Below are 23,891 nucleotides of genomic sequence, written 5' to 3'. Positions count from 1 at the left end.
AAAACAGCCATTGTTTACAAGAAAGGGTACTGTTGGCTCAGGTATAAAATATAGGCTTTCAAGTCGCCTTTGAAATTTTCCTGCCATTCCTTATAAAAGTTATGTTGCTTCGACTGGTACCTTCTAAACGACATGAAGTAAGCGTTGTTGGGCAATACGTTTGCATGTTTTTTAGAGGGGTGAAGTAATACCGTGAACGAAAGTGTATCGGCAGCCTCCATGACCTTTCGAATAGACGCTTCTTTGATTTTCACTTTTTCTTGGTATGGCTTGCCGGCAATGGAAGCATACACACTGTCTAGATAAACACAGCCGCGCAGGATGTGATCAACATAAGCCAGAAATTCCTTGTCTTCCTGGATGTAGGATTGATAGAGTGAACTTTCGCTACCAAACTTACTGATCAAAAACTGCTCTGCGCCACGATCGCCAATAAACGAAGCCAGGTTTTCATTGAAGTCGATACTGTCTTTCACAAAAATGGTAGCATGCACCATTTCATGGATGATCAGACTGGCCAGGTCGCCATCAGATTTCAACAGCATGTTACTTAGTATCGGATCAGTAAACCATCCCAACGTAGACCATCCACCCGGATTTCGAACGTTCACATCAAATCCTTCTGCCTCCAATGTGGCCTGTTCGTTAAGCGCGCGCTGCTTATCGAAAAAACCTTTGTAGGGCACGCTACCCAAAACAGGAAACTTCCATTCCTTCTCCTTTAATTCAAATGGTTCACTGGCCGTTACTACCCACATAATCTCTTCCCCCTTTTGATCGAACAATGTTTTGTAGTTTTTTGAATCCCTCAACCCCAGTGAGTCGATGGCATATTGCCTTACTTCTTCAACCAATCGAAGCTTCAGCTTTAGTGAATCCGGAAAAGCAGGATCGGCCAGGAAAACCTCAACCGGTTTAGCATTCCATACGATATGCAGTTGACCGCTGGCCTGGCGAAAGCCATAAGAAACCAGGTCCCAAAAGATGACGGATAAAATAACCAACACCGATGCAATACCGATGAGAGACCATTTAATAATCCCGAAAAGTAGCCTTCGCATATAAACAATACGTTTCCTGTGCAGTATACTTACTTTTTATCAGCCAAACATAAACACCCCCCACTGGCATACAGCACCGAAAGCTACTGACAACTTATGTCGCTTAAAAATGCTTGCGTTTGTTTTTGGCCGTCTTCGTACTAATTTCAACCCGCAATTAAAATTAAGCTCACAACCAACTTTTATAACCATACCATGAGTGACGCAAAAGAAAAATTAAAAGCATTACAGTTAACGCTCGATAAACTGGAAAAGACATACGGCAAAGGCACCGTAATGAAGTTAAGCGATGAAAAGGTGATGGATGTTCCGGCCATCTCCACCGGTTCACTCGGCCTTGATATAGCCCTTGGCATTGGCGGCATTCCGCGCGGTCGTGTTACGGAAATTTATGGCCCTGAATCATCGGGTAAAACCACCCTTACGATGCACATGATTGCCGAGGCGCAAAAAAAGGGCGGATTGGCTGCCTTTATCGATGCCGAGCATGCTTTTGACAAGACTTACGCAGAAAAACTTGGTATTGATACAGAGAATTTACTGATCTCCCAACCCGATAACGGTGAGCAGGCCCTTGAAATTGCCGACCATCTGATCCGTTCGGGTGCTATCGATATAATAGTAATCGACTCTGTTGCTGCCCTTGTGCCCCGTGGCGAATTGGAAGGTGAAATGGGCGACAGTAAAATGGGCTTACAGGCACGCTTAATGTCACAGGCACTTCGAAAATTAACCGGAACCATCAGCAAAACCGGTTGCGCGTGTGTGTTTATCAACCAGCTTCGCGAAAAAATTGGGGTGATGTTTGGGAATCCTGAAACCACCACAGGTGGTAATGCCCTTAAGTTCTACGCATCCGTTCGTTTAGACATCCGCAGGATAGGGCAAATAAAAGAAGCTGCCGATGATATTACCGGTAACCGTGTGAAGGTGAAGGTGGTGAAAAATAAAGTAGCACCTCCGTTTAAAGTTGTTGAATTTGATATCATGTATGGAAGAGGCATCTCCAAATCAGGTGAGATTGTGGACCTTGGGGTTGAACTGAACGTTATTCAAAAATCAGGTTCATGGTTCTCCTACAATGGAAACAAACTTGGCCAGGGCCGTGATGCCGTTAAACAACTCATTGAAGATAATCCGGAACTCATGGAAGAACTGGAAGGAAAAATAAAGGAGAAGATTGGCGGGGAAGAAAACAAAAAAGAAACTGAGGTTAAAGAGAAATAATCCTTGACATTAGTTACGGGTCATTTAGTCATGAGTTATTCTATTGACTAATTGACCCGTGACCCGTTAAGCACGTATAGCAATTACCGGATCTAACCGGGCCGCCATAGCTGCTGGTACAATACCGGAGACAAGTCCTATTACGGTGGAAACTCCGATACCCAATACAATATTTTTTATCGATAAGGTAACCACCAGGCTGCCCATCGGGATAAACGTTATCAGGTAAACCAGGAACAACCCGGCTAACCCACCGATTAAACACAGGAAGATCGCCTCGAACAAGAATTGAAATAAGATGAAATAATTTTGGGCACCCACTGATTTTTGTAATCCGATAATAGGCGTGCGCTCTTTCACAGAAACAAACATAATGTTGGCGATACCAAAACCGCCAACCAACATGGAAAACCCTCCGATGATCCAACCCGCTATTCCAACAATATCAAATACACCGCTGATAACATTCAAAATTGCCTCGGGCCGGTTCAAGGCAAAACTGTCTTTTTGGGTTGGCCTTATGCCGCGTTTACTTCGCAACAATCCCCTCACCTCGTTCTCCAACTCCACTAAACCAATATCCTGATCGGTACCTTTTAACGCAATACTGGAGGGTGCTTCATTCCACCGGCCTGTACCGGTAGGGTATAATTTACGGAATGCATTATACGGCACAATGGCCCCATAGTCATTTGTGGTGTTGCCAAAAAATCCTTGTCCCTCCTGCTTCACCACACCCACTACCGTAAACTTCATGTTCTTGATTTTAATTGCTTTCCCTATGGCATCTTCGTCACCGGGAAACAGTGCCTTTGCCACCTCATAACCAATCACCACCGAGTTTCTTCCGGCTGCGAGTTCATCACCGGTAAGGTATCTTCCCTTTTCAACGGGCACTTCATAAACAAGCTCATAGTTCTCCGACCCGCCCACTACGCGTACCTGCCCGATGCTGTTATTGTCTCTTTTAAGTATGGAATTATTGCGGTCGGATAGTATTGTAATGGCCGAAATAGTCTTTAAGTTCTCTTTCAAAAATCGGTACTCGGCATACGATGGATTAGGCCTGCGAAAATATTCCCACCATTTATAGTCGCCTCCTGACTCAGGCAACCAAGGCATTTTTTGAACATAGATAACCCCGGTGCCCACAAAGCTTAAACCCTCCTTGATATTCTTTTCGAGCGAATCAACCAGGGTAAGCACAGCAATGATAGCGAATATGCCAACCGTTACGCCCAGCAAAGACAGGATAGTACGTAACAGGTTGGATTTTAAAGCCGACCAGGCAAAACGAAAACTCTCCAATATTTGACGTATCACTTTCATGGTTATGCTTAAACGCCCGAAATTAACGTTTGGTTAGTCGGCATTAGTTGTACTGAATTACGCCAATTAGACTAAAAATAGGGGTATTTGTTACGAATGTGAAAAAGATGCCCCTACCTTCGCAAATATCAACTATTGCCTTAATTTTGCAGCCTTAAAAAAATTAACTGTTCATTGGGCATACTTTGCATTTAAAATATGAAGCTATCCGAATTTAAGTTTGACCTCCCCAACAACCTGATTGCACTCCGACCTGCCGAAAACCGCGATGAAGCCCGCCTGATGGTGGTTCATAAAGATTCCGGCAAAATCGAACATAAAATTTTCAAGGATGTTGTCGATTACTTCGACAACGGGGACGTTATGGTAGCCAATGATACTATGGTATTCCCGGCAAGGCTTTATGGTCGAAAAGAAAAGACTGGCGCTAAAATTGAAGTTTTTCTATTGCGCGAACTTAATGCCGAAATGCACCTGTGGGACGTATTGGTAGACCCCGCACGAAAAATAAGGGTTGGCAATAAACTCTATTTCGGAAATGGCGACCTGGTGGCTGAGGTTATTGATAACACCACCTCACGCGGAAGAACAATACGCTTTCTTTTTGATGGAGATGCCGAGGCGTTTGATAAAGTAATTGAAACCCTTGGCGAAACCCCGCTTCCCAAATACATAAAACGTAAAGTAGAGGCGGAAGACAAGGAAAGGTTCCAGACCATTTTCGCCAAAAACAAAGGAGCCGTTTCAGCACCAACAGCCGGTATGCATTTTACCCGCCAATTGGTTAAACGCCTGCAACTTAAAGGAGTTGACATGGCCTACATTACCCTGCACATCGGCCTGGGCACTTTCCGCCCGGTAGATGTGGAGGACCTTACCAAGCATAAAATGGATTCCGAAAATTTTATTGTAGGCCCCGAGGTTGTTGCTAAAGCAAACAAGGCCCTGGACAACAAACACCGCGTGTGCGCCATCGGAACAACATCCATGCGTGCATTGGAATCGGCTGTTTCGGCCACCAACCGGTTAAAGGTTAAAGAAGGCTGGACCGATAAATTTATTTTCCCGCCTTACGATTTTAAGATCTGCAATGCCATGATCACCAACTTCCACATGCCCGAATCAACTTTATTGATGATGGCTGCTGCTTTTGGAGGCTTTGATTTGATTATGGAAGCATACAAGGTGGCCAAGAAGGAGAAATACAAGTTTCTTACTTACGGTGACGCCATGCTGATTATCTGATCATCCGGTTCTCGCGAAAAGGCAAGCCTTATCACACCGCATACTTATATTCACTTTTGAGGGATTAGTGTCTCGTGCGTTTGTGGCCTGAAATCTCCAGACCGCTAAAACACAAAATCACTAAACGCCTAGGACCCGGTGGCCACCTCGCGTATCAGGTAAAGGAAAAGTGAAATAGCCACAGGGTAAATCATGAAGTAAATAAAGGAAGCGTTCATAATACCGAAAAACATACTGAAAGGTGCCAATAATAGAACAACCCCGGCACCTACAAGCAGTGCTTTTCTCCCTTGTGTCATATATGGATCCTTGATGACCTGAAACATACGGTATACCAGGTAGGTTACTACCGCTACATTAAATGCTATCAGTAAAAGTCGAAGAATCACCATAAGTATTGGTATTTTTGCAGACACTAAAGATATGAACAATAACGAATACGCCCTTATTGTTGCCGGTGGAAAAGGTACCCGCATAAAAAGCAAAGTACCCAAGCAATTTTTAGATATTGATGGTTTGCCCATTCTTATGCACACCATTAATGCATTTTACACTTACTCACCAACCATAAAGGTTGTTGTGGTGCTGCCCGAAGATGATTTTCCGCTGTGGAATGAGTTGTGCCTGCTCCATAATTACCACAAACCCTTGATGCTTGAAAAAGGTGGTGAATCACGTTTTCAATCTGTTCGAAATGGTTTGGCAAAAATCGAAACTGATGGATTGGTAGCCATACACGATGGAGTGCGCCCGCTGGTTAGTTCAGATATTATTGCTGCATCGTTTCGCCTGGCGGCCGTTCATGGATCAGCCGTTGCTGCCGTACGGTTAAAAGAATCCATTCGCATGACCGATCAGGACAACACCAAAGCCATGGATCGTTCGAAATTCAGGTTAATTCAAACCCCGCAAACCTTTCGCGTTAATTTAATCAAACACGCTTACGAATTAAAAGAAGATGCGAGCCTGACCGATGATGCCAGTGTTGCGGAAAAAGCAGGACACACCATATCGCTTTTTGAAGGCAGCTACGAAAACATAAAAATCACTACTGCAGAAGACCTGGTGATTGCCGAAGCCTTGTGGGCATCAAAAAAATAAAGCCGGGATACCCGGCTTTATTCGTAAAAATCAGGATTTAATTTTTTGCTCAATATTCGTCTTCATTGAAGAAGAAATCTTCCTTGGTAGGATAATCCGGCCATATTTCTTCGATGCTTTCATAGGGTTGGCCGTCATCTTCCAATTCCTGCAAGTTTTCCACCACCTCCAGCGGGGCGCCCGAGCGAATAGAGTAATCAATCAACTCATCTTTTGTTGCCGGCCAGGGGGCATCTTCCAGGTAGGAAGCAAGTTCAAGGGTCCAATACATAGTTATGTTCTCCTTTAATTTTCCGCAAAAATAGAATTAAATAATCCATAGTCAATACCCTTGAACGCTCAAGCCCACACGGATGTTCCATTGAAAAAAAAGCAAAAAAGTAACCCCATTGCCCAATTCGGGTAACTATGCACTATCGGGTAAAAAAGCCATATTTGCGGCTGCTTGCAGGTACAAGCGTGTTATACTGAATACTATGGCTGACGAAAAAATAATTTTCTCCATGTCGGGTGTGAGTAAAATTTACCCGCCCAACAAACAGGTTTTAAAAGACATATACCTCTCCTTCTTTTACGGGGCGAAAATTGGTGTGCTGGGGTTAAATGGTTCCGGTAAATCGTCCCTGCTGCGCATCATTGCCGGCATCGATAAAGAATACCAGGGCGAAGTGGTATCCGATCTCGGTTATTCCGTAGGCTTACTGGAGCAGGAACCTCAACTGGATAAGACTAAAACGGTTAAAGAGATTGTTGAAGAAGGTGTTCACGAAACGGTGGCCTTGCTGAAGGAGTTCGAAGCCATTAACGAAAAATTTGCCGACCCTGCGCTGATGGATGACCCGGATGCGATGGACAAACTTATTCAACGCCAGGGCGAAGTGCAGGAAAAGCTGGATGCCGTTGGTGCGTGGGAACTGGACCATAAATTGGAGCGTGCCATGGATGCACTGCGTTGCCCACCACCCGATGCAAAAGTTGAGCACCTCTCAGGTGGTGAAAAGAGGCGCGTAGCCTTGTGCCGGTTGTTATTGAAAGAACCCGATGTGTTGTTGTTGGATGAACCAACCAACCACCTGGATGCTGAATCGGTGCTGTGGCTGGAAGAACACTTACGTCAATACAAAGGAACAATTATCGCGGTAACCCACGATCGTTATTTTTTAGACAATGTTGCCGGTTGGATCCTTGAGCTTGATCGCGGGGAAGGTATTCCATGGAAAGGAAATTATTCATCGTGGCTTGACCAGAAGCAAAAACGATTGGCCCAGGAAGAGAAAACAGAATCCAAGCGCCAAAAAACGCTGGAGCGTGAGTTGGAGTGGGTGCGTATGAACCCCAAAGGCAGGCAAGCAAAAGCCAAAGCGCGTTTAAGTGCCTATGAAAAATTGTTGACACAGGAAACAAAAGAGCGAGAAGAAAAACTGGAATTATACATCCCTCCGGGACCACGTTTGGGTAACAAGGTTATTGAAGCCCATGGTGTTGCCAAAGCCTATGGCGACAAGCTCTTATATGAAAATTTAACGTTCTCCCTGCCACCCGCAGGTATTGTTGGTATTATTGGGCCGAACGGTGCGGGTAAAACCACATTGTTCAAGATGATCGTTGGCAAAGAAAAGCCCGATGCCGGAACATTTGAAGTAGGCGAAACCGTACAGATTGCTTATGTAGATCAGGAGCATGACGATTTGAAACCCGAGGATACCGTATTTCAAGCCATAACAGGTGGTAACGATCTCATCATGCTGGGCGGAAGGGAAATGAACTCACGTGCCTATGTTGGTAAGTTCAACTTTAACGGAACCGATCAGCAGAAAAAAGTGAAAGAACTTTCCGGTGGTATGCGCAACCGTGTACACCTGGCCATAGCGTTAAAGCAAGGTGGTAACTTATTGTTACTGGATGAACCTACCAACGATTTAGATGTAAACACCTTGCGTGCACTGGAAGAAGCGTTGGAGAACTTTGCAGGCTGTGCCGTGATTATCTCTCACGATCGTTGGTTCCTTGACCGGGTATGTACACACATCCTTGCCTTTGAAGGTGACTCGCAGGTATTTTGGTTTGAAGGAAGCTTCAGCGAGTATGAAGAGAACAAGAAAAAACGATTGGGCGATGATCAACCGCATCGGATTAGATATAAGAAACTCGTTAAATAAATGTTATTTGTTGTTCGTTGTTGGTTCTTCGACCTTAACCAATTTATAAAACAACGAACAACTAAGAACCTATAACTAACAACGTTTAAGATGAAAGGTGTTTACACCATAGTCCTTCTTATTCTGTCCAACGCCTTCATGACTTTCGCCTGGTATGGGCATTTGAAATTCAAGGAAATGAAGTGGAGTGCAAGCCTGCCTCTCATTTCCATTATCCTCATCAGTTGGGGTATTGCCTTGTTTGAGTATGTACTGCAAGTACCTGCTAACCGAATAGGTTTTAAAGGTTACGGTGGACCGTTTTCACTTATGCAGCTTAAGGTAATTCAAGAAGTTATAACACTGGTCGTATTTGTGGTCTTCTCAATCGTTTTCTTCAAGAACGAATCCTTCCGAATAAATCACCTTATTGCATTTATATTTTTGGTATTGGCTGTATATTTTGTTTTCAAAAAGTAATATGATGTTCATCTTTGAATGAACATTCAAAGACAGATCCCTCCATTCAACTAAAATACCTGCCATTAATCTGCCATACGGCCTACACGGCTTACGAAAAACCTTTTCATTTCGTTATTACAGGGTAGCCTAAATTCAATTTTATGAAAACATTGAAAGTAATTTTGTTACTGGTCTTCAGTGCAGCATTGTTGACCAATTGCGACACCAAAGAAAAACAACAACTGCAATCGAAAGTAGATTCGCTGCAGGTTGAATTACAAACTGCCCAACAAATGGCATCTACCCTGCAGGAAGTTGGACAACTTATGGATGAAATTGATGCAACCCGAAATGTGCTACGGGCAAACGTGGTAGAAGGCACAACACACAACGACTACCAGGCGAGGATGACAGAAATCCACTCGTACATTAAGGATATCCAAAACCGCATTACTGAATTGGAAGCCACAGCAAAGAAAAGTACTGTTAACTATGCAGCCACTATAAAACGTCTAAAAAAAGATCTTGAACTTCGTAATGAACAACTCTTGGCTTTACAAGAGGAAGTAACCCGTGTACGTAATGAGAATGACTTGCTCACCGTTTCCATAAACCAAAAGAATGTAACCCTGGCCGAACAACAGCAGATTATTAAACTGAAAGAGGACGATGTAATGAGGCTTGAAAAGAAATTAGACCAGATTACGATTGCCTCACAAACCAGTAAAGCAGACCTATATTTTGCTCAAGCGAGGGCGCTGGAAACTGCAGCTGAACGCACCAAATTTGCCCCGAAAAAGAAAAAAGAAACACAGCGTGAAGCATTGGAACTTTACCGACAGGCCCATTCGCTTGGAAAGCAAGAGGCGCAACTAAGGATTGAAGAACTTGAGAAAATTTTAAGTTAACGTGCAGGGTCGGTTTTGGATTGAAATGGCGCTTCGCAAGGGCGCCATTTCGTATTGTTTACCGCTATATTGCAAGGTGAGTTTTTTAACCGTTATGCCCTTTTGAACCCAAACGGACAATGCCTGCATCCGCTTTGGCAACAGAAGCCCCGCTTCTTATGATATGATAGGCAGCCGTAAAAACTAAAAACCTATTTTCGAAATAATAATCAGGTTCAACGACTTGTTTTCGTTCACCTGATTTCTTTTCACTATCCTTTCCACTTGCCATACCAATTGATTTACGACTTCCCCTGTGTGAATTAGAATTGTGCACGCACTCCTAACATGGCGTTAAACTGCTGGGTGCCATACCCATACACTTCGTAATAAGCCTGATCAAGCAGGTTACGGAAGTCACCAAACAATTTTATCCGGTTGTTGATCACAACATACTCCATATAAACATCGAGCAACTGGTATGCACCTAACACCACCGGGCTTGTGGTAAACGTGTTAAAATCGAAAAACAAATCATTTCGCTGGCCGAAGGTCTTCAGGTTTACACTGGCCATCAACTTCTCAGTAGCCTTAAAGCCAATGTTTATACCAACCGAATGTTTGGGCCTGCGCAGAAGATCGTTGGGTTTTGTTTCAGCACCTGCACCTACCGGTGTAGTAACTTCTCCTCCTACGTAAGCATAAAAGCCTGTGATGGTAAGCCTATTCAGTTTATAAAATGCCTCCACTTCAACGCCCTGGTCATCCAGTTTGTCCCAGTTTATATAACCGTTGGTGTACGCAATCACGTTATTAATTTTTCTATTGAAATATGTTAACCGTACATCCAGCTTTCCATCCTCGCCAAACCATTGTAATCCGCCTTCAAAACTTTTACTTTCTTCTGGTTTCAACTCCTCATTGGCACCAAACGGGCCATACAATTGCGAAAGTGTAGGCGCTTTGAAGCCTGTGCTGTAGTTAGCGAATAGCTTAATTTTTTCATGGATCAGGTATGAAGGATTAACACTGTAAGTAAAATTATTTCCATATACCGAATGGCTGTTCAACCGCCCCCCCACCTCTGTTGAAAACCCCTTTAAGTTGTTAATGAAAAATGAAACGTAAGGACTTGTGATGGTTGTTTCAGGATTTTCAATAGTGGTATTCGTGGCCATCATTTTAAACTGTTGGTACGAAAGCCCACCCAGTATTTGCATATGGGCGGATAGGTTGATTTGAGCAAAAATTTCACCGTGGTCAAAGCGGCCCTCATAATCGTTGGCACCAAACATATCCGAAAATGTTCTTTCGGTTTTATTATGTGCATACATTACCGATACAGAACCATTTGTTAACCGGTAATCCGTGTTTAGTCCATACTGCAAGGTGGTAGCATTATATTTTGCCCCTGCATCATCGGTAAATGCACCTAAATCATAGTCACCATTAAAATGGTTAAACCGCAAAAACGGACGCAAAGAAAGATTTTCAACCGGCTTGTAACCCACGTTAACCTGAACAGCGTTTTGTTCCGCACCATCCTTATCAAAATTGTTGGTTCCAGTGGGGTCTTTTGCTTCGCTTATCCCATCGGTTTGAAAGCGTGTGTAGCCCAGGTTGTAATCAAATTTTTTTGTGCTGCCCGAAACACCGGCATTCCCCCGAAAGGTATTGTAGCTGCCATAGCTTACCGTGCCTGATCCACTTACGGGTTTATCTCCTTTCTTTTTGGCGATGATGTTGATCACCCCGGCAATGGCATCGGTACCGTACAAGGTTGACTGGCTTCCTTTTAAAATTTCAATGCGCTCGATCTGGTCGATAGAAAGCAAGCGCAAATCAAATGCACCGTCAATGCCGGAGGGATCGTTTACCGGAACACCATCCACAAGAATAAGTGTGTACTTACCGGCTGCGCCACGCAAAAAAACCGATTTATCCTTGGCGGGATTACTGTTCGCCCCGTTGATGACCAGGCCAACCTGTTCATTCAGCAATTGCGACAAGTCCTTACCGGCACTGCGCGATAATTGCTCCTCATCAATGATGGTGAGCACTTTTCCAGTTTCAGAAACATCTTTCGGGAATTTGGTGGCCGTTACTACCACCTCACGAAGTGTTGTAGTGGAAAGTGAATCTTGTTGGGCATTTGTTTGCGTTGGCGCCCAGAACCAACAGGCAATCATGGTCATTGCCCAGACTTTGATCTCTTTTTTCATAATTGAAAAAGGTTTAATGGTTTGAAAAAAGAGTAAAGGCTGAAAATGAGTCGTGCGGAGTGATGGTTTGATCATATCATACCCATCACATAAATCACAAGAATCAGAGTAGCTTTTACCCGAAGCACTGAACTAAAATGTGTATGGGCAGGTCTCCTGACTTACATCGCTTGTCTTCGCCTTCCCATGCTGACGGTACCGTCAGCACAGTGGCTTGAAGATTTAAGACAAGCAACAATGATGCTTACAGTTGCGGGAACAGTCCCCGATTTTCACGGGGTTCCCTTTTAATCTGTTCATATTATATTAACTGAACGAGAACCTATACGGGTGCAAGTATACGGATTCAGGGTTCAAGATTCAAGATTCAGAATTCGAAATTCAACAGACTATTACAGTTATAAGCGTTTCGAATCTTGAATATCGAATAATGAATTTTGAATTTAACGAAGCGTATACCGGACTCCAAGAAATCCCCTTAACCCTTGAACAGGCGCAAAGTTGTAGGCGGTGTCGAACGTGTAACCATTTGGGTTGTCCACATTCGTATTGCGATCAAATGGATCGAACGGACGCATAAGCGGATTGTCGGGTAAGAAGTTGAACAGGTTTTTAATACCGCCATACACTTCCCATCTGTTCTTCCCATTTTTATCATTAATCATGCGCGTAACCTGAACATTCATGAGCGGCACTACGGGCGACATGGCCGGACGAAAATCATTTTGCTGAACCGGCAAATGCATCGGCCCGTTAAAACGCCCGGTAAGATCAACCATCCACTTTGAATTTCGCGAAGCGTACGATGCCGCCAGTGTTCCCGAATAGCGAGGCGCGAACAACTGCGGAACTTTTACTTCCTCATCTATGGTGAATACATCCATGATGGTTACTCCGGCCATCAAGGAAAAACCGGATAATAACTGAACATCTGTATTCAGGGTTATTCCTTGCGATACCGCGTAGCCGGATAAGTTGTCGTAAATAATTTTATTCTGATCAGTCAAAAAATCACCAACAATCTTGTTGCTGAAATGGGTATAGAATACGGAGGCATCAATGTTCCAGAAACCGGAGGAGAAAGTAATGGCTTGCGTAAAGTTTACATTGAGATTCCATGATTTTTCTGGTTTGAGTTCATCCAGTAAAACAACTTCGCGTGCGCCCGTAAGGGCAGCATGATCTTCCGTAAAAAGGTTAACCACCCGATAACCATTTCCACCCGTTACCCGCAAGACGCCCGCATCGGAGATCCGGTAACGAAAACTTAATCGGGGCGTAACGATGTTTCCGTGAACATTATGATGATCGTAGCGAACACCAAGAAGGGATGAAAGCCTGTCTGATAATTTTATTTCATCCTGAATAAAAATACCCGGGAGAAAAGTTAGCGCAGGTGTGTTGTCACCGGAAAGTTCTGCCGTTCCTGGTGTATTGTCATCGTAACGGATAAAGCGAATCGGGGTACCCGCCAAAACATCATGCACACCAACATGCTTATTCCATCGAAGCTGTGCGAAAGCAACATGCTGATCGGCCAGAAATTTTACCGTTCCGTAATAAGAATCCTGCAGGTGGTAGTTATAGGAATAATCAATACGGGTATTCTCATTCAGTGCATGAGTGCCAATAACTTCCCATCGATTGGTATAAATCGACTCTCCATAATAAACATCCGATCCGCGGTATTGGCGGGTCCATGGCAACTCGCCACCCCACCGATCCTCATAAAAATATCGCCAGGCAATAGAGCTCTTTTGATTTTTGAAATCCCATTTATTAAAAACAGAGAATCGTTTTTGCAGGGTAACATCGGTAAAATTATCGTTGTTAATGTCGCGCTTTTGATCGTAAAAAAAGTGATTGATGCCCAGCAATGTTGTAGCCCTGCCTATTTTTTTTACCGCTGAAAGATCCATGTTAAATTCTCCAACGGATGTTCCGAATACATCCACCTGCACAGGTGCCAACATAGAAGGCTCTTTGGTAATGATGTTGATCACACCGCCCACAGCTTCGGAGCCATATAAGGTTGACGCAGGACCTTTCACCACTTCAATACGTTTTACCAGACTGTTGGGGATGCCCGCCAAACCATACACGGTTGAAAGGCTGCTGACTATCGGCATACCGTCAATCAACACCATCGTGTACGGGCCTTCCAATCCATTAATATGAATGTCGCCCGTGTTGCATACGTTGCAATTTATTTGTGGCTGAACACCGTTAACCATATTCAAAGACTCAAAAATATTCGGTGCTGGATTTTTCTTGAATAGTGTTGGCGAATACACCTCCACCGGAATGGGCGATTGAAGTTTCGTTACTTCTTTCATCGTGCCGGTCACTACCACTTCCTCAAGCTGACTGACATCTTCCTCCAATGTTACCGTTATATTGTTAACAGATTGATTGAGTTGAACCTGTTGCGTACGTTTTTTATACCCCACGGCAGAAACTTCCACTGTATAGGATCCAGGGGATATACCGTTTAGCTCGAAAAAGCCATCAGCGTTTGTAACCGAACCCTTATTGGTGCCGCGCACGGCAACCGTTGCGAATGGTACCGGTTCTCCACTTGCCTTTACCCACCCTTTCACAGCAGCCTCTTGCGCATTGGACTGAAACGCCAATCCCAATACAATACCCACCAAAACCCAAACTGCCTTCTTCATAATTTTTAGACTATTCTAAATTTTTGTTTATACAACACTAATTAAATAATTTGATGTGTGCAACTTCCGTATGTATCTGTCTTGCCGACAACCCGAAATGAGGATATATTCAATGAACAAAAGCTTACCGCCCAATGGAAACCTCTGCCGCTTCGTTATTGATTCGCAACAGATTACCCGCATTTGCCTGTTTTTAATTGCCGCTATTGGTATTAGTGGCGGCCTGCTTCAGCTATACCTGGGCCAACCTGAAACCACGGCCCGGTTGGATAATGTTCACCGCTTCATGGTCGGCATATACGTGGGGTGCGGAATTATCTCGTTGTGGGCCGGCATTACCATTGCGCGACAAAACACGTTGGTGTTCTTGCTGGCATTGGGTGTAAATAAGAAGCTAGCAAAACAATAAGGTAATATTGAGTATAGAATAAATATATTCGGAAGCTATGTCAGCTTGCCCAACAGAAAAAAGCAAGAGTAAATTTTGTAACTTAGGACTGAAAAATGGAATTATGATATGACCACAAAAGATATAAAATCAGAGATACAAAAATCACTGGACAAGGTACCTGAAAGCGTGCTTAAAGATATTTTGGACTTTCTAAAACAAGTTGAAAACCAACCGATTGAAAAGGTGAACCTGACAAGAAACTTAAGAGACATCTTACTTGAAGATAAAGAACTTCTGGAAAGACTTGCCAGATGATTGACCTTAGCGAAGTTGAAAAAATACATGACATCCTTATAGAAAAGTTTGGTGGAGCAAAGGTATCCGGGACATAGGGCTTCTTGAATCTTCCATTAATCGACCTTATCAAACTTTTGATGGACAGGAACTATATCCTGATCCGGTAGATAAGGCAGCAGCTATTTTTGAAAGCATCGTAACAAATCACCCGTTCATAGATGGCAATAAGCGGACAGCATATGTACTTACGAGATTAATGCTCAAGAATTATAGTATTGACATTAACATAGGGCAGAACGAGAAGTACGATTTTGTTATTAAAGCAGCAAGCGGGCACATAACATTTGACCAAATAAGAACCTGGATAAACGATAGTTTACAGTAGGCCACGCACCACAACACCTGCTTTACCCCAATGCCAGATGGCAAAGAACCCAAGGTATGGTTTCACGACATTTTCAGGAAGGATGGAACACCGTATAAGAAAGAAGAGGTTGAGCTTATTAAGATGCTCACCGGGAAGAAATAAAGACTGCATCGCGCTAATACATAATGCATTAAGAGAACTACGCCTTAATCTCTTTGAATCAACTTCACTTTCGGCATCAAAGGATCGGTCTCTATAAGCTCAAGCGATTTGACCATGTGAAGCGTACCGTCTTTGTATTTAAGAAAGTGAGGTGTTTGAATATGAGATCTGTACGCATTCATGTCTTTGTAGATTTCCAAGATAGTGATGTGATTAGGGTTTTCCTTTTCTGATACGGCATAAAGTGTTAACACCCCCGGCTCTACACGCAGGGAAGTTTCAATTTCCTCCTTCAGAAAAGCTTTATAAGCCTCCAGGTGCGTTGAATCAATTACAAGTTTTGCCATTCTAACTAATTGCTCCGTATCCTGCGCGGTGGTTTTATGAAACACGAATTGTGTAAGTAATACTACAAGAATGAACCTGATTGATTTCATGCTAGTGAGATGATAGAAATGATAAATACTGATTAACTCATCGAACTCCTGTATTCTATTGGCGACACGCCCACTTGTTGTTTAAAGACCCGACTGAAATGCTGAGGGTATTTGAATCCGAGACCATAAGCGATTTCGCTTAATGATTTGCTGGTATCAAAGATTCTTTCTTTAGCCACATTAATCAATTTAAGTTGAATATATTCCTGGGCTGATTTTCCGGTTTCCTTTTTAATCAAATCACCAAAGTAATTGGATGATAAATTCAATTCACCGGCACAATAAGCAACTGACGGCAAGCCTATTTCCTGCGGCTTGTCCGAAGTAAAAAAGTCATTGAGCAATGTCTCAAATCTCTCCAGAATTCCTTTAACAGAATTCTCGCGGGTTATAAACTGGCGATCGTAAAACCGTACGCAATAGTTGAGAAATAATTCAATGTTGGTGATGATAAGCTTTTTGCTGTGCTTATCAACACCTTGCTCCAGCTCAAATTTGATTTTTGCAAAGCAATCCAGAATTATTTGTCGTTCCCGTTCCGATAAGTGAAGGGCCTCATTCGTGGTGTATGAAAAAAAAGTGTAGTCATTCATCTGGCGACCGAGTGAGGTACCGTGTATGAAATCGGGATGGAAGACCAATGCGAGACCTTGTGGTTGATAATACTCTTCACCGTACGAGCCGATTACCTGATTGGGAGCAAGAAACACAAGGGTGCCTTCATCGTAATCATAATTGCTGATGCCATATTTAAGATCGCCACACTTTATCTCTTTCAAAAACACGACATAAAATCCGTAGCTCATTCGCCTGAGTTGCCTGGGTGCTGCTTTCGAAAGATCAACTACACTCACCAACGGGTGTAGCGTTGCATTCTTATTGAAGGCATTGTACTGGCTAATGGTGTCAAACTTTAAAATCTCTTCCATTCTTCATGATTGTGACTCAAAATTAAGTGGTATGAGTATGGTTTTTACATCAAATTCTCCAAATCTGTAAAATTGGTAGACAATTCAGTAATCCGTATACGTCAATTCCACCCCAAAGGGGGCACCTTTGCAGAGGTAATCAGGAAAATGAAGCAAACGACAAATCAGCTATGAAAAAAATAAAATCAATTGCATTAGCCATGTTAACCGTTTTGAATATCGCAGATGCTCAAACCACCAAAAAGTCACAGCAACAAAATCCCTATACGTTGGTGTATGAGGGTGCCATTTCCGAAAATGTAATGGGTCAGGTTAACATCCATCCCGTAACGTATACGATTAAAGGCATTAGCATAGCGGCCAACGTGTACACACCGCCAAATTATGATCCTTCTCAACAATATCCAGCTATTGTGGTAGCGCATCCCAATGGAGGAGTGAAAGAACAGGTTGCAGGTTTGTACGCGCAACGCTTAGCGGAGCAAGGTTATATTACTATTGCAGCCGATGCTGCCTATCAGGGTGGTAGCGGAGGCACTCCTCGTTATGTCGATAAACCGGCCAACCGGATTGAAGACATATTTGCCATGGGTGATTACATCTCCCAGTATAAAGGTGTTGATAATTCCAGGCTTGGTTTACTGGGCATTTGTGGCGGTGGTGGATATTCATTAAAAGCAGCGCAAGCAGACAAGCGGTTTAAAGCAATTGCTACTGTAAGTATGTTCAATTCAGGCGTTGTAAGACGCAATGGTTTTATGAACTCACAGGTTGCAACCATTCAAGATAGATTAAAGCAAGCATCCCAAGCTCGGGCTTTAGAAGCAGCAGGTGGAGAGGTATTGTATGCAAACAACAGCACCACTCCGTTAACGGATGAACAAATTTCAAAACTTCCTTTCGATTTATATCGCGAAGGGTATATCTACTACAACAGAACACATGCGCATCCTAATTCCAGTAGCCGATACACACTCAGTAGTCTGATGGACTTAATGACCTTCGATGCAAGTACCAATATGGATTTGATAAACCAACCTTTATTGATGATTGCCGGAAGTAAGGCTGACACCTATTACATGACAGATGATGCCTTTGGCAAAGCTGTTAATGTTAAAAAGAAAGAATTATTTCTCATTAATGGAGCTTCGCATATCGAAACCTACTGGAAACCCGAATATGTTTTGCAGGCCGTGAATAAGTTGGCTAACTTTTACCAGATCAATCTTAACAATCAAAATGATGAATTTTAAAAATTTAGCTGGAATCTGTTTTATCATGTTGGTCACCATGGCATGCGAGCAACCTAAACAACAGACAACCATTTTCCCTCAAGGAGAGAAAATCACCAATGACAATTTTACCGGCACGGCTTATTTGCAAATGCTCATGGACGCTGATAGCATTAACCCCACTACCGTGGGCAATGTTACCTTCGAACCAGGTGCACGCACGAAGTGGCATCTGCATCCGGGTGGGCAAATACTTTTGGTGACTGAAGGCGTTGGGTATTATCAGGAACAGGGACAAGCTAAGAAAATACTTCGCAAAGGCGATGTGGTAAAATGTCCAGCGAACGTACCGCACTGGCATGGCGCAAGTGCCGACACAGCCTTTGTACAGGTTGCCATTACCAATCGTCACCTGGGGCCAACGGAATGGTTGCAGGAAGTAACAGATGAAGAGTATAAAAAATAAAGTTGAATCCATTATAATTATGAAATACAACTCAAGTAATTTATTTATCATAGCTACTCTACTTCTTACATCTTTCATTGGTTATTCACAAAAGAAACCAATGGTGATTCAGGAGCAGGGAAGCTTTGCTGTTGGTGGAACCGTCATCACCAACCCGGGAACGTATGACAACATCAAACGCACACCAGAAGGACAGACGTTTCATGGTGACCACACCTACGTATTTTATCAAATTCCTGTGAAAGCAAAAAAACTTCCACTGGTATTCTGGCATGGCATCGGCCAGTTTTCAAAAACATGGGAAACCACTCCGGACGGACGTGAAGGCTTTCAGAACATTTTCCTGAGGCGTGGCTTTGGCGTGTACATACTTGATCAACCCCGAAGAGGCAGAGCGAGCCGGAGTACAGAAGCTGCTATGATTAACCCTGTACCCGATGAGCAGATGTGGTTTGGAACCTTTCGCGTTGGCATCTGGCCGGAATATTTTCCCGGTGTACAGTTTGCGAAAGATCCGGAAACACTCAATCAGTATTTTCGGCAGATGGTGCCAAACATAGGTGGGATCGACCCAAACTTAAATGCGGACGCAACCTCCAAGTTGTTTGATAAGATCGGGGAAGGAATTCTGGTGACGCATTCACACTCCGGTGGAATGGGATGGCTTACCGCTATTAAGAACAATAGAGTAAAAGCAATTGTATCGTATGAACCCGGAAGCGGTTTCATCTTTCCAGAAGGTGAAGTGCCTGCTCCTATTGAAAGTTCATCTGGCCCGGTTGCTGCTATTGGTAGGCCGATGGATGAATTTATTAAACTCACGAAAATTCCCATCATCATTTATTACGGAGATAATATTCCCGCAAAGCCTGATCCCAATCCCGGAGCGGATGGCTGGCGCGCCCGGCTTGAAATGGCACGGCTTTGGCGCGATGCAGTGAACAAACATGGCGGTGATGTAACCGTAGTTCACTTACCTGAAATCGGAATTAAAGGCAATACGCATTTTCCTTTTTCGGATTTGAACAACATTGAAATCGCTGACCTGATGTCGAAATGGTTAAAGGAAAAGAAACTGGATAAATAACAACTAAACAAACTAGATAACACTATGAAAAAATCGCTGCTCATACTTTGCGTGCTGGTAATATTAGCACTATCGTCTTACGCTCAAACACCGGCTTCTGTAAGCTACACAAAAGAAGAACAGGAACTGGTCACTCTTTCCAAAGACAAATGGCAATGGATGGCCGACAAGAATGTTGACAAGCTCGCTCCATTATTTCACGACAAATCAAAATTTGTACACATGAGCGGAACCTGGAAAAAAAATGAAGAGCTTGAAATCATTAAAACGGGAAGTATCTGGTATAAGAAGGCTGATGTTAAAGATGTTGCTGTTGAGTTGGTTGATAATACTGCAATTGTGTGGAGCCGCATTACGCTAACGGCTGACGTTCGCGGCAGTGAAGTGGTGACTGAGTTTACTGTAACGGAAGTTTATAAAAAGGTAAAGAAAGAATGGAAAATGTTAGCCCTGACATTCAGCAGCGTGCGCGATACGCATGTTATTAAACATTAGTAGCGTTATGAATAAACTGAAGACTTTTTTAATAGCGACATTTTCCTTGTGCATGTTTTTTTTCTGTACGGTGACAGACGCTCAGAACACTTTAGCGCTTACTGAAAAGCAAAAGGCAATAGTCCTTATCTCATCATTCACCGCTAAAGGTGATTTAGTGAAACTCAAGCAAGCACTCAACACAGGTCTCGATGCCGGGCTTACCATCAATGAGTGTAAAGAAGTACTGGTTCACTTATACGCGTACTGCGGGTTTCCCAGAAGCATTCAAGGCCTCAATACATTAATGACTGTGCTTGACGAGCGAAAAGCAAAAGGCATACAAGACAATATCGGCAGAGAAGCCACTGCCGTAAATGACACGAATAAGTATGAAACCGGCTGGAAGAATCTTGCCAAACTGGGTGGTCGCTCGACAGATGGTCCGATAGAGAAACCCACCAGTGGCTATGGTGCATTCAGTCCGGAGATAGATCGGTTTTTAAAAGAGCATTTGTTTGCGGATCTATTTTCAAGAGATGTGCTCACATTTGCCGAGCGCGAGCTTATTACGGTATCCGTGCTCATCGCATTAGGTAGTGGCGTGGAGCCAATGCTGGCCTCGCATCTGGGATTAACCATGCGACAAGGAATCACCAAAAATCAAATTGAAGAGGTCTTCGCAGTGGTTGAAAAATCAGTAAGTAAGGCAGATGCGGACGCTGCACGAAAAGTATTCGCTGAAATGTCATCCCGAAACTAACATTCAAATGAAAAAGATATCTGTTGTAATTGCGTTTCTCCTCTTCGCATGGAATTCACATGCACAGCAACCTTCAGGCCCAGTAGTGAAAACTGCTTCAGGCGATGTACGCGGCACAGTCAAAGAAGGTGTCGCGTCTTTTAAAGGCATTCCTTATGCTGCACCACCGGTAGGTGAATTTCGCTGGCGACCACCGCAGCCGGTAACGCCATGGAAAGATGTTCGTGATGCAACCAAAGACTGTGCTGATTGCCCACAGCGAGCCTGGCCCGGTTCGACTGCTATTCAATCCGAAGATTGTCTTTTTCTGAATGTGTGGACACCGGCTACCGCTACGAAGAAATCAAAATTGCCAGTGATGGTTTGGATCCACGGAGGCGGTTTCACCGGAGGTAGCGGCTCTGGCCCTGGTTCGGCAGGAGATGCATTTGCCAAACATGGTGTCATACTGGTAACGATCAATTACCGGCTTGGTCGCCTCGGTCATTTTGCGCACCCCGCATTGAGCAAAGAACATCCGGAAGAATTTAAAGGCAGTTACGCTTACATGGATCAGATTGCCGCGCTTAAGTGGATCAAGGAAAACATTGCTGTCTTTGGGGGTGATCCGAACAACGTAACGATTTTTGGTTTTTCTGCCGGTGGAGTTTCCGTTCATTCGCTTTTAACGATCCCGGCCGCCAAAGGTCTTTTTCATAAGGCGATCAGTCACTCAGGTGGTGGCCGTGATGGAGTTCTTACAGGCAGACCGATTAATAAAGAAAATGCTGATCCATTATATACTGTTTCTGCGGAGATAATCGGGGTAAACTTTGCGCGTAAACATAGAATCGCGAGCACGGATGATGATGCACTCGCAAAACTTCGTTCCCTAAGTGCAGAAGAAATTGTAGATGGTGGCCAGGAAACCGATAGCACAGGTGCCCGAACCTACTCAGGCCCGATCCTCGATGGCAACCTGGTAGTGGAAACAGCAGAGAGCGCCTACAAAGCAGGCAGGCAGGCGCGTGTTCCACTCATTATCGGAAATTGCAGTGCGGAAATAGGAGGAGCCTTTGTTAGTACGGCCACTTCAAAAGAACAACTCTTTTCACTTTTTGGTGAACTTGAAAGTGAAGCTAAAACTGCCTTCGATCCGGATGGGAACAAAGAATTTGCTGAGGTACTCACAAAGTTTAACACCGACTGGGTATGGGGTGAGCCGGCACGGATGACAGCAAGAGCTTTTGTAGCCAACCGTGCACCCGCTTACATGTATCAATTCGGCTACGTCCCTGCCGCAATGCGGGAACGGGCGCGCTATGGTGCCGGTCATGGCTCCGACATTTCGTTTGTATTCAACACCCTCCATGCCCGATGGGGAGTATCCGCTGAAGCAACACCTGACGAAATAGAGTTAGCGCGGATCATGAATACCTATTGGACAAACTTTGCTAAAACAGGTAACCCGAATGGAAAGGGTGTGCCGGTTTGGCCTGCTTATACTATTCAAAAAGAAGAAATCCTGGATGTTGATTTAGATGGGAAAGTGGCCGGTAAGCCCGATCCACGCAAAGCAAGACTGGATGTGATCGAAAAAGCATTTAAGCACAGGGAACATATTCAAACACGAGGTGGTATTTAAGTAATATCTTTAAATGCAAGACAATTAAAACTTACACCATCTTAATATTATGAAAATCAAACTATCTCTAATGTTGGCTTGCCTGTTTAGCTTAACCTACGGTTATGCGCAGCGCGACAGTACTTTCTTTTTCAGGGCCGATCTGAGTGTAACCAACAATGGATTTTCCATCATTCCGGCTTTTACGCTGGGCGATCCTGCGGTCTTTCTGGATATGCGCATGGGCAACAAACGCCTGAGCTTTGAGCCTCAGTTTCGTTATGCATTGGAAGGTCGCCCTTGGTCATTTATTTTTATCTATCGCTACAAAGCGATCATAAAACCCAAATTTCAGTTGTCATTTGGTGGGCACTTGCCTGGCTTGAATTATGTGACACGAACCGTTATGATAAACGGTATACAAGAGGAACTGTCGGTGGCCAGGCGCTTTCTTGCCTTGGAAGTTATTCCAACCTATAAGATTTCAGATCACGTTAATGTAGGTATATATTATTTGCGCGGTCATGGCTTTCAAAAACACGGGCCACAGAATTCTAATTTTCTCTCGCTGCAAGGAAACTTTACCAAAATCAAGTTGGCGGATAAAACATATGTTAGCTTCAGTCCACAACTATTTTATCTTAAGGTTGACGCGGACGATGGTTTTTATGCAAACGCAACTACCATGTTTGGTATCCGTGACTTCCCAATAACCATTTCGGGCATCGTAAATAAAGCAATGAAGTCAGATATACCGGCACAGGATTTTGACTGGAGCATCAATATGATTTATACATTAGATAAGCAATTTACGTTGAGGTAACATACTTACTTCCATTAACAGGAACCGTTTGTTGCTACTTCTTCACCAACACCGCCTCCTCAAGAATAAAATTCACATGCTCAATGTCGGAAGCATTGAGTTTGAGTTTACCCTTGATGGTAATAAGGTCATCTACCTGGAATTTAGGTACCGTCCCTTTAAAAGAGACTTCAGCAATAGACTCCGGACCTCCGCCACCACAAAAGAAGCACTGGCTCATGGGGTATTTTGAAAGAATGATGTAGTTGCCTTCTTCCGGTGCAAAGGGAACATAAAAACCCTCAACAGTAATTTCCTTTCCTTCAAGTGCTTTTAAGGTTTCTGGGAAGCTGGGGTAGAACAAATATTCGCCAAGCTTTTCATAGTACTTGGGCTCAAATTTGGTTTTGGCAAACTCATTCCACGCATCAAACTTGGGCTGCGCCAATGAAACTAATGCTACAAGCAAAAAAAGAGTTGTGTTAATATATTTTTTCATCATTTCTATTATTCAAAATTCAACGTTCAAGATTC

24 protein-coding genes, 2 pseudogenes and 1 riboswitch are annotated in these 23,891 nt (G+C 43.6%); of the genes and pseudogenes, 16 read left to right on the top strand and 10 right to left on the bottom strand.

Translation table 11 applies throughout. From position 1 onward, the window contains the following. Positions 1-14: 14 nt before the first annotated feature. Positions 15-1,061 carry an aminopeptidase gene (locus tag KIT51_05775; protein UYN87762.1) on the bottom strand — a complete coding sequence of 349 codons (1,047 nt, stop codon included), beginning with the start codon at positions 1,059-1,061 and terminating at the stop codon, positions 15-17. Positions 1,062-1,256: 195 nt separating this feature from the next. On the opposite strand from KIT51_05775, the gene recA reads away from it, so the two are divergent. Next, positions 1,257-2,288 (top strand): recombinase RecA, encoded by a 1,032-nt coding sequence (gene recA, locus KIT51_05770; protein UYN87761.1) that lies wholly within the window; start codon positions 1,257-1,259, stop codon positions 2,286-2,288. Positions 2,289-2,354: 66 nt separating this feature from the next. Here the strand turns inward: recA and KIT51_05765 are convergent, their stop codons facing one another. Next, positions 2,355-3,617: an ABC transporter permease gene (locus KIT51_05765; GenBank protein UYN87760.1), complete on the bottom strand. Its 1,263-nt coding sequence runs from the start codon at positions 3,615-3,617 to the stop codon at positions 2,355-2,357. Positions 3,618-3,815: 198 nt separating this feature from the next. Between KIT51_05765 and queA the strand changes: the two genes are divergently transcribed. Beyond that, on the top strand, positions 3,816-4,862 hold the full coding sequence (gene queA, locus KIT51_05760; GenBank protein ID UYN87759.1) for a tRNA preQ1(34) S-adenosylmethionine ribosyltransferase-isomerase QueA: 1,047 nt from the start codon (positions 3,816-3,818) through the stop codon (positions 4,860-4,862). 128 nt (positions 4,863-4,990) lie between these two features. Here the strand turns inward: queA and KIT51_05755 are convergent, their stop codons facing one another. Then, positions 4,991-5,254: a hypothetical protein gene (locus KIT51_05755; GenBank protein UYN87758.1), complete on the bottom strand. Its 264-nt coding sequence runs from the start codon at positions 5,252-5,254 to the stop codon at positions 4,991-4,993. Between the two features lie 31 nt (positions 5,255-5,285). Here KIT51_05755 and KIT51_05750 point away from each other — a divergent pair, with 31 nt between their 5' ends. After that, positions 5,286-5,963 (top strand): 2-C-methyl-D-erythritol 4-phosphate cytidylyltransferase, encoded by a 678-nt coding sequence (locus KIT51_05750; GenBank protein ID UYN87757.1) that lies wholly within the window; start codon positions 5,286-5,288, stop codon positions 5,961-5,963. Between the two features lie 49 nt (positions 5,964-6,012). Here the strand turns inward: KIT51_05750 and KIT51_05745 are convergent, their stop codons facing one another. Further along, on the bottom strand, positions 6,013-6,234 hold the full coding sequence (locus KIT51_05745) for a DUF2795 domain-containing protein (protein UYN87756.1): 222 nt from the start codon (positions 6,232-6,234) through the stop codon (positions 6,013-6,015). A gap of 205 nt (positions 6,235-6,439) precedes the next feature. On the opposite strand from KIT51_05745, the gene ettA reads away from it, so the two are divergent. The 3 genes from ettA (at position 6,440) to KIT51_05730 (ending at position 9,471) form a co-directional block, all read left to right on the top strand. Then, positions 6,440-8,122, top strand: coding sequence for an energy-dependent translational throttle protein EttA (ettA, locus tag KIT51_05740; GenBank protein ID UYN87755.1), 1,683 nt, complete (start codon positions 6,440-6,442; stop codon positions 8,120-8,122). A gap of 90 nt (positions 8,123-8,212) precedes the next feature. After that, positions 8,213-8,581, top strand: a complete 369-nt coding sequence (locus tag KIT51_05735; GenBank protein UYN87754.1) for a DMT family protein — start codon at positions 8,213-8,215, stop codon at positions 8,579-8,581. Between the two features lie 143 nt (positions 8,582-8,724). Next, a complete protein-coding gene (locus tag KIT51_05730) occupies positions 8,725-9,471 on the top strand; it encodes a hypothetical protein (GenBank protein ID UYN87753.1) in 747 nt (248 codons plus the stop codon). 92 nt (positions 9,472-9,563) lie between these two features. Here KIT51_05730 and KIT51_05725 read toward each other — a convergent pair. The 3 genes and pseudogenes from KIT51_05725 to KIT51_05715 form a co-directional block, all read right to left on the bottom strand. After that, positions 9,564-9,742 (bottom strand): annotated as a pseudogene (locus tag KIT51_05725) (hypothetical protein). Between the two features lie 31 nt (positions 9,743-9,773). Then, positions 9,774-11,672, bottom strand: a complete 1,899-nt coding sequence (locus KIT51_05720) for a TonB-dependent receptor (GenBank protein ID UYN87752.1) — start codon at positions 11,670-11,672, stop codon at positions 9,774-9,776. 128 nt (positions 11,673-11,800) lie between these two features. Beyond that, positions 11,801-12,013, bottom strand: a riboswitch (cobalamin riboswitch). 102 nt (positions 12,014-12,115) lie between these two features. Next, complete coding sequence (locus KIT51_05715; GenBank protein UYN87751.1) at positions 12,116-14,347, bottom strand: TonB-dependent receptor; 2,232 nt, start codon at positions 14,345-14,347, stop codon at positions 12,116-12,118. A gap of 112 nt (positions 14,348-14,459) precedes the next feature. Between KIT51_05715 and KIT51_05710 the strand changes: the two genes are divergently transcribed. From KIT51_05710 to KIT51_05700, 3 genes and pseudogenes are all read left to right on the top strand, one after another. Further along, positions 14,460-14,756 carry a DUF4345 family protein gene (locus tag KIT51_05710; protein ID UYN87750.1) on the top strand — a complete coding sequence of 99 codons (297 nt, stop codon included), beginning with the start codon at positions 14,460-14,462 and terminating at the stop codon, positions 14,754-14,756. A gap of 108 nt (positions 14,757-14,864) precedes the next feature. Beyond that, complete coding sequence (locus KIT51_05705) at positions 14,865-15,053, top strand: hypothetical protein (protein ID UYN87749.1); 189 nt, start codon at positions 14,865-14,867, stop codon at positions 15,051-15,053. Then, positions 15,050-15,420 (top strand): annotated as a pseudogene (locus tag KIT51_05700) (type II toxin-antitoxin system death-on-curing family toxin). Before KIT51_05705 ends, KIT51_05700 begins: the two are co-directional and overlap by 4 nt. Before the next feature lie 188 nt (positions 15,421-15,608). Here KIT51_05700 and KIT51_05695 read toward each other — a convergent pair. Together KIT51_05695 and KIT51_05690 are read right to left on the bottom strand one after the other, a co-directional pair. Then, entirely contained in the window at positions 15,609-16,001 is a 393-nt protein-coding gene (locus KIT51_05695) for an antibiotic biosynthesis monooxygenase (GenBank protein ID UYN87748.1), read from the bottom strand. A gap of 32 nt (positions 16,002-16,033) precedes the next feature. Further along, positions 16,034-16,930, bottom strand: coding sequence for an AraC family transcriptional regulator (locus tag KIT51_05690; protein UYN87747.1), 897 nt, complete (start codon positions 16,928-16,930; stop codon positions 16,034-16,036). Positions 16,931-17,100: 170 nt separating this feature from the next. Between KIT51_05690 and KIT51_05685 the strand changes: the two genes are divergently transcribed. From KIT51_05685 to KIT51_05655, 7 genes are all read left to right on the top strand, one after another. After that, positions 17,101-18,183: an alpha/beta hydrolase gene (locus KIT51_05685; protein ID UYN87746.1), complete on the top strand. Its 1,083-nt coding sequence runs from the start codon at positions 17,101-17,103 to the stop codon at positions 18,181-18,183. Continuing rightward, positions 18,173-18,628 (top strand): cupin domain-containing protein, encoded by a 456-nt coding sequence (locus KIT51_05680; GenBank protein ID UYN88506.1) that lies wholly within the window; start codon positions 18,173-18,175, stop codon positions 18,626-18,628. Before KIT51_05685 ends, KIT51_05680 begins: the two co-directional genes overlap by 11 nt. Positions 18,629-18,647: 19 nt before the next feature. Next, complete coding sequence (locus KIT51_05675; protein UYN87745.1) at positions 18,648-19,715, top strand: alpha/beta fold hydrolase; 1,068 nt, start codon at positions 18,648-18,650, stop codon at positions 19,713-19,715. 24 nt (positions 19,716-19,739) lie between these two features. Continuing rightward, positions 19,740-20,210, top strand: coding sequence for a nuclear transport factor 2 family protein (locus tag KIT51_05670; protein ID UYN87744.1), 471 nt, complete (start codon positions 19,740-19,742; stop codon positions 20,208-20,210). Positions 20,211-20,367: 157 nt separating this feature from the next. Beyond that, on the top strand, positions 20,368-20,952 hold the full coding sequence (locus tag KIT51_05665) for a carboxymuconolactone decarboxylase family protein (GenBank protein ID UYN87743.1): 585 nt from the start codon (positions 20,368-20,370) through the stop codon (positions 20,950-20,952). Positions 20,953-20,959: 7 nt separating this feature from the next. Continuing rightward, on the top strand, positions 20,960-22,576 hold the full coding sequence (locus KIT51_05660; GenBank protein UYN87742.1) for a carboxylesterase family protein: 1,617 nt from the start codon (positions 20,960-20,962) through the stop codon (positions 22,574-22,576). A 49-nt stretch (positions 22,577-22,625) separates the two neighbouring features. Next, complete coding sequence (locus KIT51_05655; GenBank protein ID UYN87741.1) at positions 22,626-23,378, top strand: hypothetical protein; 753 nt, start codon at positions 22,626-22,628, stop codon at positions 23,376-23,378. A gap of 34 nt (positions 23,379-23,412) precedes the next feature. Here the strand turns inward: KIT51_05655 and KIT51_05650 are convergent, their stop codons facing one another. Next, entirely contained in the window at positions 23,413-23,859 is a 447-nt protein-coding gene (locus KIT51_05650; protein ID UYN87740.1) for a hypothetical protein, read from the bottom strand. Positions 23,860-23,891: the final 32 nt, after the last annotated feature.

This window comes from Cyclobacteriaceae bacterium (genome assembly GCA_025808415.1).
Classification (GTDB): domain Bacteria; phylum Bacteroidota; class Bacteroidia; order Cytophagales; family Cyclobacteriaceae; genus UBA2336.
This window is presented reverse-complemented; position numbering and strand designations above follow the sequence as displayed.

Coding starts and splice junctions, on each gene's coding strand:
- KIT51_05775 (UYN87762.1), bottom strand. CDS start 1,061: ATGCGAAGGCTACTTTTCGGGATTATTAAATGGTCTCTCATCGGTATT.
- recA (UYN87761.1), top strand. CDS start 1,257: ATGAGTGACGCAAAAGAAAAATTAAAAGCATTACAGTTAACGCTCGAT.
- KIT51_05765 (UYN87760.1), bottom strand. CDS start 3,617: ATGAAAGTGATACGTCAAATATTGGAGAGTTTTCGTTTTGCCTGGTCG.
- queA (UYN87759.1), top strand. CDS start 3,816: ATGAAGCTATCCGAATTTAAGTTTGACCTCCCCAACAACCTGATTGCA.
- KIT51_05755 (UYN87758.1), bottom strand. CDS start 5,254: ATGGTGATTCTTCGACTTTTACTGATAGCATTTAATGTAGCGGTAGTA.
- KIT51_05750 (UYN87757.1), top strand. CDS start 5,286: ATGAACAATAACGAATACGCCCTTATTGTTGCCGGTGGAAAAGGTACC.
- KIT51_05745 (UYN87756.1), bottom strand. CDS start 6,234: ATGTATTGGACCCTTGAACTTGCTTCCTACCTGGAAGATGCCCCCTGG.
- ettA (UYN87755.1), top strand. CDS start 6,440: ATGGCTGACGAAAAAATAATTTTCTCCATGTCGGGTGTGAGTAAAATT.
- KIT51_05735 (UYN87754.1), top strand. CDS start 8,213: ATGAAAGGTGTTTACACCATAGTCCTTCTTATTCTGTCCAACGCCTTC.
- KIT51_05730 (UYN87753.1), top strand. CDS start 8,725: ATGAAAACATTGAAAGTAATTTTGTTACTGGTCTTCAGTGCAGCATTG.
- KIT51_05720 (UYN87752.1), bottom strand. CDS start 11,672: ATGAAAAAAGAGATCAAAGTCTGGGCAATGACCATGATTGCCTGTTGG.
- KIT51_05715 (UYN87751.1), bottom strand. CDS start 14,347: ATGAAGAAGGCAGTTTGGGTTTTGGTGGGTATTGTATTGGGATTGGCG.
- KIT51_05710 (UYN87750.1), top strand. CDS start 14,460: ATGAACAAAAGCTTACCGCCCAATGGAAACCTCTGCCGCTTCGTTATT.
- KIT51_05705 (UYN87749.1), top strand. CDS start 14,865: ATGACCACAAAAGATATAAAATCAGAGATACAAAAATCACTGGACAAG.
- KIT51_05695 (UYN87748.1), bottom strand. CDS start 16,001: ATGAAATCAATCAGGTTCATTCTTGTAGTATTACTTACACAATTCGTG.
- KIT51_05690 (UYN87747.1), bottom strand. CDS start 16,930: ATGGAAGAGATTTTAAAGTTTGACACCATTAGCCAGTACAATGCCTTC.
- KIT51_05685 (UYN87746.1), top strand. CDS start 17,101: ATGAAAAAAATAAAATCAATTGCATTAGCCATGTTAACCGTTTTGAAT.
- KIT51_05680 (UYN88506.1), top strand. CDS start 18,173: ATGAATTTTAAAAATTTAGCTGGAATCTGTTTTATCATGTTGGTCACC.
- KIT51_05675 (UYN87745.1), top strand. CDS start 18,648: ATGAAATACAACTCAAGTAATTTATTTATCATAGCTACTCTACTTCTT.
- KIT51_05670 (UYN87744.1), top strand. CDS start 19,740: ATGAAAAAATCGCTGCTCATACTTTGCGTGCTGGTAATATTAGCACTA.
- KIT51_05660 (UYN87742.1), top strand. CDS start 20,960: ATGAAAAAGATATCTGTTGTAATTGCGTTTCTCCTCTTCGCATGGAAT.
- KIT51_05655 (UYN87741.1), top strand. CDS start 22,626: ATGAAAATCAAACTATCTCTAATGTTGGCTTGCCTGTTTAGCTTAACC.
- KIT51_05650 (UYN87740.1), bottom strand. CDS start 23,859: ATGATGAAAAAATATATTAACACAACTCTTTTTTTGCTTGTAGCATTA.